At 66.7% G+C, this 9881-nt stretch carries 8 protein-coding genes; all 8 read right to left on the minus strand.

Translation table 11 applies throughout. The features are described 5' to 3' along the window. Positions 1 to 35: 35 nt before the first annotated feature. The gene (locus ACZY0B_RS23870) at positions 36 to 2207 is read right to left on the minus strand and encodes a hypothetical protein (protein ID WP_463766706.1); all 2172 of its coding nucleotides are present in this window, start codon (positions 2205 to 2207) and stop codon (positions 36 to 38) included. A gap of 166 nt (positions 2208 to 2373) precedes the next feature. Further along, a complete protein-coding gene (locus ACZY0B_RS23875) occupies positions 2374 to 2721 on the minus strand; it encodes a YbaB/EbfC family nucleoid-associated protein (protein ID WP_463766707.1) in 348 nt (115 codons plus the stop codon). An 8-nt stretch (positions 2722 to 2729) separates the two neighbouring features. After that, entirely contained in the window at positions 2730 to 4178 is a 1449-nt protein-coding gene (espB, locus tag ACZY0B_RS23880; protein ID WP_463766708.1) for an EspB family ESX-1 secretion system-associated protein, read from the minus strand. A gap of 357 nt (positions 4179 to 4535) precedes the next feature. Then, positions 4536 to 5168, minus strand: coding sequence for a DUF4254 domain-containing protein (locus tag ACZY0B_RS23885; protein ID WP_463766709.1), 633 nt, complete (start codon positions 5166 to 5168; stop codon positions 4536 to 4538). 3 nt (positions 5169 to 5171) lie between these two features. Beyond that, a complete protein-coding gene (locus ACZY0B_RS23890) occupies positions 5172 to 6206 on the minus strand; it encodes a glycosyltransferase family 9 protein (RefSeq protein ID WP_463766710.1) in 1035 nt (344 codons plus the stop codon). Between the two features lie 134 nt (positions 6207 to 6340). After that, positions 6341 to 6688 carry a YbaB/EbfC family nucleoid-associated protein gene (locus ACZY0B_RS23895; RefSeq protein ID WP_463766711.1) on the minus strand — a complete coding sequence of 116 codons (348 nt, stop codon included), beginning with the start codon at positions 6686 to 6688 and terminating at the stop codon, positions 6341 to 6343. A gap of 146 nt (positions 6689 to 6834) precedes the next feature. Continuing rightward, the gene (gene eccE / locus ACZY0B_RS23900) at positions 6835 to 8238 is read right to left on the minus strand and encodes a type VII secretion protein EccE (RefSeq protein ID WP_463766712.1); all 1404 of its coding nucleotides are present in this window, start codon (positions 8236 to 8238) and stop codon (positions 6835 to 6837) included. A gap of 5 nt (positions 8239 to 8243) precedes the next feature. Then, on the minus strand, positions 8244 to 9587 hold the full coding sequence (gene mycP / locus ACZY0B_RS23905) for a type VII secretion-associated serine protease mycosin (protein WP_463766713.1): 1344 nt from the start codon (positions 9585 to 9587) through the stop codon (positions 8244 to 8246). Positions 9588 to 9881: the final 294 nt, after the last annotated feature.

Raw genomic sequence — 9881 nt, forward strand, 5'->3', positions numbered from 1 at the left:
CGCTTTTTGGTTGGCTGAGGGTCTGGCCGCCAAACTCACGGAGCGTCGGACAGGGCTGCGGCCAACAACCCGGCGAGGTGCTTCCAGTACAGCCAGTCGGCGACGGCGGAGCGCTGGGCGACGGGGTCGACTGCGGTGTGCGCCTCGTTGAGGACGACCTCTTGCGCGTGCTCGGCATAGCGGTGGAACGCCCGCAGGTGCGCGGCTTGGCGGCCGGGTGAGCGGCTGGCCAGAGGTTTCATCACGTCGAACCACAACATGGGTCGCTCATCTGCGCTGGCACTGGCCTCCTGCGGCGGTGCCGGCATCTGGGCCATCATTTCCTGCAGGCTGATCTTCCCTTCGGCCAGCGACGCCGCGAGCCGGGCCGCGGCCTCGGGATCCATTAGCTCTTCGGGCGCGCGTTGCTGGTCTGCCGACGGCTTGGCATCCGCAGGCGCCGGCGGCAACAGGCTGACCAACCGCACGTCTGTGGTGGCCGCCAGCCGGCCCGCCGCGTCGGGGTCCACCACCTCCAGGCGCGATCGACCGATCATGTCGCCGGTGTCCGGGATGTCATCGGGCTTCAGCACGACCTTGGCCGCGCCGGCATCCGAACTGGCCAACTGTTCCTCGGTCGCGATCACCGCCCGCAGCTTCTTGTCATGGTGTTGCGCCCAACCCTGCACGGCCATCACCGGATAGGTGGCCCAACGCGCCCGCTCGGCGGCCGGGATTGTGTCGTCTGCGCTGGCCATCTGCACCTGTTCGGGTAACTGGACCCCGTCGGGGATGTAGGCGAGCCCGTAGCTGTTGGCCACCACGATGGCGCCGTCGGCGGTCACCGCGGTCACCCAGAAGAACCCGAGATCGCCCCCGCTATTACTGCCGGGGGCGTTCAACGCCGCCGCGATCCGCCGCCCCAACCGCAGCGGATCAGACCCGCCGCTCTGGCGGCGCGCTGCGTCTGCGGTCGCGGCCTCGGCGATGGCGTCGCGTTCGGCGCGCGCTTTCGAGACCGGGATGATCGGCGTCACCACAACGGCATCCGCCGATTCAATGCGTTCACTCGACGACGCCGGGTCGGCAGCGTAAGCGGCCGGTCGGGTGGCCCCCCGGTTGCCGGCGGCGGCCGGTCGGGTCGTGGCCGAACCGCCCGTCGACTTCCCGGCCGGAGCATGGGAACCCGCCCCGGCGCCTGAGGCGGAGCCGCCGCGACGTGATCCGCCGCCCGACGCCCCCAGCGGACCGGCCGGCATGCCGGTCGCTCCGGCAGGCGCGGCCGCGGCCGCGTCTTGCGTGCGGGAGGCCACCGACGGCGACGTCAGCGACGCCGGCGTCATGCCTTTGCCGCGTCCGCCCGCACCGAGCGGTTCCGCCGACGCCGCCGGATTCAGCGGGGCTGCGGGGCCCGGCGGAGCTCCCGGTCCCCCTCCCGGCCCGCCCGGCACCGCCGGCCCGGGCCCGCCTGGCGCGACGGCCGGCGGTACGGGCGGCTGCCCAGGTAGGGGAGGCATTGCGGGCGGCGGTTGCCCACCACCACCCGGCGTCGGGAGTCCGGGCGGCGAGAGCGGGGGCGCACCCGGCGGCGTCACTGGCGCGGGTTTCGCGGGATTGGGCCCCGGGCGCTCTTCCTCCACGGGTGGTATCCGGACGGGCGAGTCAGGAAGTGTGACCGGGGGCGGTGTCTTCTGATCGAGCAGGTCCTGCAATGCGTTGTGCGGCGGCTTCCACGCTTTGCTCGCCACAATCTGCTCGGCGGTGCCGGTGACCGCGCTCAGGTTCGCCCCGTATGCGGTGCTGACCACCGTATTGATCGCGGTGGTCCGCTCGGTGGCATCCAGGGTGGCGTCGTTCTCGAGGGCGCTGATTTGCGCCTGCGCAGCTTCGACGATGTCGCTCACGTCCCACTTGGCCCAGGTGATCGCATCGGCGACGTACCTATGCCAGGTGATCACTGTTGCCAGACCGTTCTGCAGCTTCTCCAACTCACCGATGTTGGTGCCCAGTTCGGTCTTGGCGGCGACGGCGGCGCCGCCCGACCAGAATCCGCCGTCGAAGATGTCGCTCTGTTCGTGCTGGCAAGTTTCCAACACCGCGGTGACCTGCCGAAGCACCTCCGTGTACTGCTGCGCCCGGTCGTAGTAGTTGTCCTCGTCAACCTCCGGCCAGGCGTCCGGGGTCAGCATCTGCTCGGCATAGCCACCCATCGGCTTCGCGACACCCATGGCTTACTCCTCTCCCGGCAGCACGGGCCAGCCAATCGGCCACTGGGGGGTACCGGACATCATGGTTAGTAAGCGTAATCGAGGTTCAGCCAAGCCAACTGCGGCAAATTGAGCACCATCACCGCCCGCGGCAACCATCAACTCGTTGGCCGCCACCGGGTTTCGCTCAGGTCAAGCCGAAGGTCTCTTTGAGCGAGCCGGCGATGCCGGCGGCCAACTCGATGAGCCGCTCATGCTCGGCGTCGATGGCGGCGGTCGCCGTGGCCTGCGCGTTGCCAATCGCCTCATTGATGCGTTGCTCGACCGTGTCGGCGCCGAGCCGCAGCAGTCCGTCTTCGATGTGCAGGCCGGTCAGGCAGAGCCGCGCGTTGAGGATCACCTCGACACTCTCGGATTCGTCTGTCGCGCTGAATGATTCGGTGTCCGTCCGGTGCTGCTGGTCTTCCAGCGCCGACTGGAAAAGCTGCGCCTGGCGCAGCGCCTCTGCCACCTGGGGGTGCATCTCGATGGTCATGGAAGTCCTTACTTGTCGGTAGCTGTCTTGCGTGGGCGATTCCCGATGACGCCCTCAGTCCATGACCGCTCCTCGGTGTAGAGCGATTCGTCATCCGATTGCACGCGTTTGCCTTTGCCCTGATTTTGGCCCTGGCCGGGCCCGCCCATCGGGGCCATGCCGCCACCCATGCCACCTCCGGCCGCGCCGGCCGCGCCCGGCATCGCGCGGCCCGGGCCCGCGGCCCCGGGTGCCGCCGCGGCCGGCCGTGACGCCGCTTCGGCATCGACCGAGGGCTGCAACGGCATCGACGGCACACCGGCCCCACCGCCGCCTCCCAACGACGCCGGTTTCATCCCGGCCCCGGCAGGCATACCGGCCTTGCCCTTCATCGCGTCTTTCATGGCGGCGTCCATGGCCGCCTTGTCCGGGGCTCCCCCCATGCCGGACGGCAAGGTGGGCATCATCGGCGCGGCGGGAAGGCCGCCGTCGTCCCCTGGTAGCCCATCAGTCGGGAAGTCGGGAATCATCCCGTCGTCTTCGCCAGGCTGGTTGGGGTCGGGCGGCGGCGCAATACGCGTTGCCATCGGAGGATTCTTTGGCGTCACCGGTGCCAGCGGTAAACTTGCGTCCCGCACATAGTTGCCCAATACCTCTTCCGATGTCGTCTGCAATTCCTCGTACCGCCGCATGACATACGAAAGCCAGTTCTGAGGATCACCATTGGTTTTGTAATACTTATACCAACCGTCATTTGACTCAATGTCGTACGGCGTGGGGTGCTCCCACCGAGCCTTCTTGTGCGCGTCGTAGACCGCCTTGGCCTGGTTAGAAATCTGGAGACAATACTGCACCATGGAAAATATGTAATTGCGGTGCTGTTCGAAGTTTTGCTCAACCAGGAGCTGGCTATCACTTTCCCAGTTCACAAAAGGCCGGAACCGTTTGAGAGCGCGGTCTTGCAGCGTCCGCTGGTACGCATCCCATTGCCTCGAAAAATCGAGAGACGCCGGACCCTGGTCAGGAGCCTCAATGTCGTACGCCGCCTGCCTGACCTCGTAATAGGGATATTCAAATGGCGGGGGCGGCGGGGGCGGCTTTGGCTTCGGCAAATCCATGCCCCAGTCCTCATCCGGGTCACAGTTGATGAGCATCTGGTCGGTGCCGGCCGCGGAGGCCGTCGCCCCTGACCCGGACAGGGTGTTGTTGATGGACTGGGCGGCTTCCTCGTCAACCTCCTCATAGGCTTTGGCCGCGTTCCTCAGGGATTTCGCCAGACGTTTGTATTCCCGTTCGCAATAACCGAGGTACTCCCGAATCGTGTTGGCCGACATCGCGAGTTGTGTGGCAGCGCCGATGGCGATGGGAAGGGCGCTCGACGGTTTCGGCTCGGCCATTGGTGGAGGCGGCAGCGGTTCCTCGAGTTCGGCAGCTCTCTGTATGAGTTCGTCGTATTCGACGTTCAGCGTCTGCGTCATATCGGATCGTTCTCCTCGGTGCCACAAGGGCACCGTCGCTGGTAAGTCAGGTCCCCGCTAGCGCCGTCGCTGACGGGGCTGCTGCTAGGCATCGTTGGCGTAGCGGTTTTCGTTGGCTCGGGCGGATCGTCGGAATTAGGGTGCGGAAAATTGTCTGGTGCAACTCCCGATCACCCCTTTCCTTCGCCGGGCCATGCGGGCGGTGCAGTAGCGGGCTGAGCGCCACCGACTGCTATCGTAAGCCCCCAGCCAGCGACCGGTGTGCGCTAATTTCGAACTTCATTTTCTGATCCCGGCCGCCTGTAGCGTCGGCCGCGGGCCGGATCGTTTCCCTCGCCGCCGGAGCGGGCGGTGTCGTCAGGTATCGCGTGTTTCGAACAGGGCGCAGTAACTTCGTTGTCCTGCAGCCTTGAATTGGCGGTACAGCTTGAACCTGACGTCGCCACCTTGAATGCCGGTGAGCAACTGCTCGAGGCCGCCGAACAAGTCGTCGTACTGCTCGTCGAGCACGGCGAGGCACGGATTGGGCGGGTCCGCTTTATCCGTGTGCAGGATCCGCAGCGCGAGAACGGACAGCCGATCGATGATCGTGCCGGGGGTTTCGGTGTGCAGCCTCGCTCTTTGATTGGGCGGGCAGCGATCGAGCAGCGTCGCGTCGATGCCTTCGATGACCGAGTTGCGCTGCGCGTTGAGGTCGTCGATCAGCCGTTTTCTGCCCGCCACTTCATGGTCGTCGGCGTCCGGACGGCGGACGGCGTCCTCGTGATGCCACAGGGCGAAGTTGATCGCATGCAGCTGTAGCGCGATCGCCGCGATACTGTCAGCGGCCCCTGCGGTTTCGGGCCCGTCGCAGTGCCACGACAGCGCGAGGTCGTAGAACTGGCGCACGGCGGACAACAGATCCGGCGAAATGCATTCGGTAACAGGCGTTTCCTCGGATGGCTGAAATTCGACCACCTGCTCCTCGCGGCTCATCCACATGTCGGCCATCGCTTAGGCAAGCTCGTCGGCGAGTTCATCCAAGGCACGCAGCGCCTCTTCGACGGTGATGTCGGCCATCGTCTTCACATCGACGTGGCGGTGCGGCGCGAACCGGAACCCCCATGTCGCTGGTCGCGTCGGGCCGAAAAGCCCGACGCCGGGAACCCTCGCCAGATCGGCGGCATGGAGCATGCTGGAATCGACGCCGACGAAGAGATCCGCGGTCGCGACCAAACCCATGGTGAGGTCGAGTGGCAGCCCGAGATAGGACACCACACGGTCGCGCTCACTCCCGACGTTGAGCTCCTCGTGCCCCATCCCCACGATCCAGGCCACGAAGTCGCGATGACACGACAAAAACCGGTCCAGCAAATCGATGAAGCGGGTGACCGGCCATCGCTTTTCGGCCCAGTCGGTGTCGGCGTGCACGACAAGGACTTTGGTCTCCCGCGGGACGGCGGCGCGGATCGATCGCGCTCTCTCCTGCACTTCGGGCGCGATGGCCACCGCTTGCGCATGCTCTTCGATTCGCGCCGAAGGATCGAACAGGCGGGCCAGATTGAAGATCAGGTCGGCCGCATGGTCCACATCTTTCGGGGCCACGATGTCGTAGGAATCGTGGTCGATCTTGAAGCCAATGCTCGTCCTCGGAGCCAGGGATTCGCGAAGGGGGCGAACGAAGCTGTTCGATATCAAGTTCCACGGCACGGTGTTGATGAACACATCGACGCCTCCGGTCTTCGAAGTCAGGCTGCCGTAATCCGGCAGTTGACGCGGCGGTGGTCCCGCAGCGGGGAAGCCGGTGATATCGATGAGGCGGGGAGTGACCTCCCACAAACAGAGGTCGAAAATGAACTTGGGACAGATCATGGTGAGCGGGTTGGTGAACATCTCGCTCAGGGCTCGCACCGTCGGGAGCGTGACAATGGCCTCGCCGATTTTGCCGCCGAGATAGACAGCGGGCCGATCTACCTGCAGCAAATCACCGAGCGCGCCGCGCTGACGGCTCGGCGAGTGTTCGCCCTGCTGAACAGCAATTTCGCCCACGATCGACCATCCTCCAGCCAAAGCTTAAACGCCAAGGCGGGGACGCCGTAGCACTTATTTGGAGCCCGTCTCGGGTAAGCCCCGTGGGCGGCGAGCCCGCGCTACCGAAGTCGTTGTCGTTGAATCGGTTTGGCTCAGATCAAGCCGACCGTCGTTTGCAGCGACCCGGCAAGGCCGGCCAGCGAGGCGATCAGTTCCGCCTGCTGAGCTTGCTGCGCAGCCGACGCGCCGACCTGTGCTTTCTGCAGCGCCTCGTTGACGCGCAGCTGCACCGTGTCGGCGCCCAACCGCAGCAGCCCGTCCTCAATGTCGAGGCCGACGATGCAGCGATGCCCGTTGATGGTCACTTCGACCGTCTCGGCTTCGTCTGTGGCCGTGAAGGATTGGGTGTGTGTTCGGCGCATCTGCGACTCGAGGGCCGAACCGAACTGCTGCAACTGCTCGAGCGCCTGCGCCACCTGTGGGTGCGCGTCGGGAATCATGCCAAGAGTGCTCATCAGTGAAGGTCCTTAACCTTTGTTGAGTGTTGCGGCGTGGGCCGAATGACGGCCTCGGTCCACAACCGGGCCTGAGTCTAAAGCGACTCGGGCGATCGCGCGCGTCGAGTTTCTGCCGGCCCGGGGCGGCCTCAGGAAGCGGTTCGGCCTGCCCCGGGCAGGGCCTGCTCGTAGCGATCTTCCTCGGGTGGGGAAATCGGCCGGATCGGCAATTGCCGATGCCGGGGCGTGCTAACCACGTTGTGCCGCAAGGCCACCCGTTCGACGCCGGGGTGGCGGCCGAGGTAGCTTGTCGCGTTCGGCCACGCCACCTTGGCTTCCGGCCCGACGTGTGCGCCGACCAGCTCGGCGAATTCCCGGAAACGCGGTCCCAGCGTGACCGTCCCGCCCGCGGCCGCCGCCCGCAGGACAAGCTGAGTGAAGACTCGGGCGTCACCCGGGTTGACGCTCGCGTCGACATCGTCGAACGGGAGGTAGACCGGATAGTGGCTCGCGGTCTCACCGACCAGCACACCCGCCGATCCGATCGGCAGCTGATGGTGACGATCGGGGACCAGGATCTGGGCTTGCAACGCGGCGCGCTGGCCGCCGGAGACACGGGAAAACCCCCGTCGCTTTTTCCGCTTGTCCGGCGTCGTGAGCAGGACCGCGGACTGGGGTGCGGCCCCCGGCGCGACACGGACCCGGGTGATGGTGTGCTCGGCGGGCGCCGACCACCATACGTCCGGGCCCCCAGGGGCGGTGTAGGCGACGGTGAAACTGTTGTGGCCCTGGATCATCGACCACTTCTCCCGTTCGAAGCCGATGTCGATGGCGCGGTCGAAGTCGTCGAAGCTGCGCCCACACACCGCGTCGACCCCGTGCCTAGCCAGTTCGTCGGCGATCCGTGTCGTCGACGCCACCAGATACCGGGCCAGGCCCGCAACGCCGGCATCGCGCCGCCCTGCCGACTTGCGGGTCCGACGCGGGTCCGCGCGGACGATGATCCAGGTCCGGCGGTGCGCCGGCGCCGGGTCAGACCCGATCAGCTGCTCGTACAGGCTCACCACCTCGGCCGGCGCGCTATTGCCGACGCGGTAGCCCGCCGACACGATGTCAGCCTCCAAGTCGGGACAGTGCACCGACAACAACTGCTCCACCAGGTGGGTGTCTACCACGTCGTCGGTATGCGCCTTGCCATCGACGATGACCGTCGGGGTGAACGGGCGGGGGATGAGTTCTATGACCGCGACCAGGACTTTGCCTTTCCAGCGGACGGCCACGTGATCCCCTGGCTGCACGGTGGCGCCCACGACCGGCACCGACGGAGTATCCAGGGGACGGCGGCGCCGCACCAGCCATGCAAAGAACGCGGCCACCCAGCCGAGTAGCCGCCGACCCCGGAAAGTGACCAGCGCCAGCAGCACCGCCACACCCACCACGGTGGGACCCGCCCACACGTAGCGCGTTTTCAGAAACAGCAGGATGCAGAACGGAGCCAGCGCCGCCACCCCTAGCGCGTAGGCGGTGCTGAATCGGAGCCGTAGTGATCTCATCCTCGTCACCGCCGTCGCAGCGCTCGTCCGGTCAGCGCCGCCAGCCCCAGCGCCAGGGTCAAACCGATGATTCCCAGCGTCACTGCCTTGATCGGGCCATGATCGGGTCCCGCCACCGGCACCGGGGGTTGGATGCGATTCACCGACGGGGCGTTCGCGGGTCCCGCCGGAAGGTCCCACGTCAACGCCGCGAAGGCATCGACGATGCCCGCGCCCACCGCGTCGTCGACACCGCCACCGGGGTGTCGTGCGGTGGCGGTGATCCGGTTGATGATCTGGGCCGGAGGCAGGTCGGGGAACTTCTGTCGCAGCAGCGCCGCCACACCGGAGACATACGCCGCGGCAAACGACGTGCCGGCGATCGGCACCGGACCTTCCTTACCTGGCAACGCATCCACCGGCTCGCCGTTGTCGCCGAGTGCGACGATGTTCTCCGCGGGCGCCGCTGCGCCCACCCAGGGTCCATGCATCGAGAACTCGCTCGGCGTCCCGTTCTGGCCGACACCTCCCACCGCCAGCACCAGCGGCGCGTACCACGCGGGCGTGACGATGGTCTGCACCTGCTGCCAGCCGCGGGGATCGGCGGGAATGGACGCGTCGGGCGGCGGATTCTGCGAGCAATCACCGCCGGTGTTGCCGGCCGCGACGATGATGACGGCGCCCTTGACGTTCACCGCGTAATTGAGCGCGGCGCCCAGGCTGGACTCGTCGACCGGTTTGTGCACCTTGAAGCAGGCCGCTTCACTGATGTTGATCACGCCGGCGCCCAGATTCGCCGCGTGCACCACCGCGCGGGCCAGGCTGCGGACGGACCCGGCGGCCGGAGTCGCGTTGGGGTCGTTCTGGTTGGCCTGGTTGTCCTTCGGCTCGAAGGCCTCCGACGTCTGGCGCACCGAGAGCAGCCGCGCGTCGGGCGCGACGCCGACGAACCCGTCGGTGAGCGAGGGCCGGCCGGCGATGATGGACGAGGTGAGCGTCCCGTGGGCATCGCAGTCAGAGAGCCCGTCGCCGCCGGGGACGACGAAATCGCCGCCCGGTTCCGCGGGGACCCGGGGTGAGCCGTCCACGCCGGTGTCGATCACGGCCACCGTCACGCCGGCGCCGGTCGCGAATTTCTGCGCCTGACCGACGCCCAGGTAGGCGTTGGCCCACGGAGCGTCGTGAAAGTTGGTGCCCGGCAACGTCAATGGCGCCCTGCAGACACGCTTTTGTTCGAGGGGCTGATCGGGTCCTGTCACATCGGGCGGAAGCGCGGCCGGATCGATCGACGGCGGGGCGACTGCCCAGGCGGGAGGTGCGCAGAGCAACGTGAGAGCCAGTGTGACCGTGATCAGGAAGATACGGTGCACCGCCGAACGCTCCGTTCATATAGCCTTGCTTCGCAACCGCGGTCGCGGGCCTGAGTGCATCTTAAACTTTCCGGCGGCGTCGACACTGCTTTTCGCAGAAGGGGCGGCCGCATCGCCGGTCAATCAACAGCACTCGCGTCGTGGCAGGGTCAAAGCACAATCGGCACATGCTTTTCCGTGCACGCGGCCTTCACCGCCGCAACGACGTCTTGGGTGCGTAGCGTCTGCAGATCCTCCACCGTCACCGACCCTTTATCGACGCGATGCTGTGCGGCCACCCGCGAGTCCCGCAAC

The organism is Mycobacterium sp. IDUB_19 (assembly GCF_055419445.1).

Excerpts from the sequence above, each read along its gene's own strand:
- ACZY0B_RS23875 (WP_463766707.1), bottom strand. The coding sequence starts at position 2,721 with ATGACCATCGAGATGCACCCCCAGGTGGCAGAGGCGCTGCGCCAGGCG.
- ACZY0B_RS23870 (WP_463766706.1), bottom strand. The coding sequence starts at position 2,207 with ATGGGTGTCGCGAAGCCGATGGGTGGCTATGCCGAGCAGATGCTGACC.
- eccE (WP_463766712.1), bottom strand. The coding sequence starts at position 8,238 with ATGAGATCACTACGGCTCCGATTCAGCACCGCCTACGCGCTAGGGGTG.
- ACZY0B_RS23885 (WP_463766709.1), bottom strand. The coding sequence starts at position 5,168 with ATGGCCGACATGTGGATGAGCCGCGAGGAGCAGGTGGTCGAATTTCAG.
- espB (WP_463766708.1), bottom strand. The coding sequence starts at position 4,178 with ATGACGCAGACGCTGAACGTCGAATACGACGAACTCATACAGAGAGCT.
- ACZY0B_RS23895 (WP_463766711.1), bottom strand. The coding sequence starts at position 6,688 with ATGATTCCCGACGCGCACCCACAGGTGGCGCAGGCGCTCGAGCAGTTG.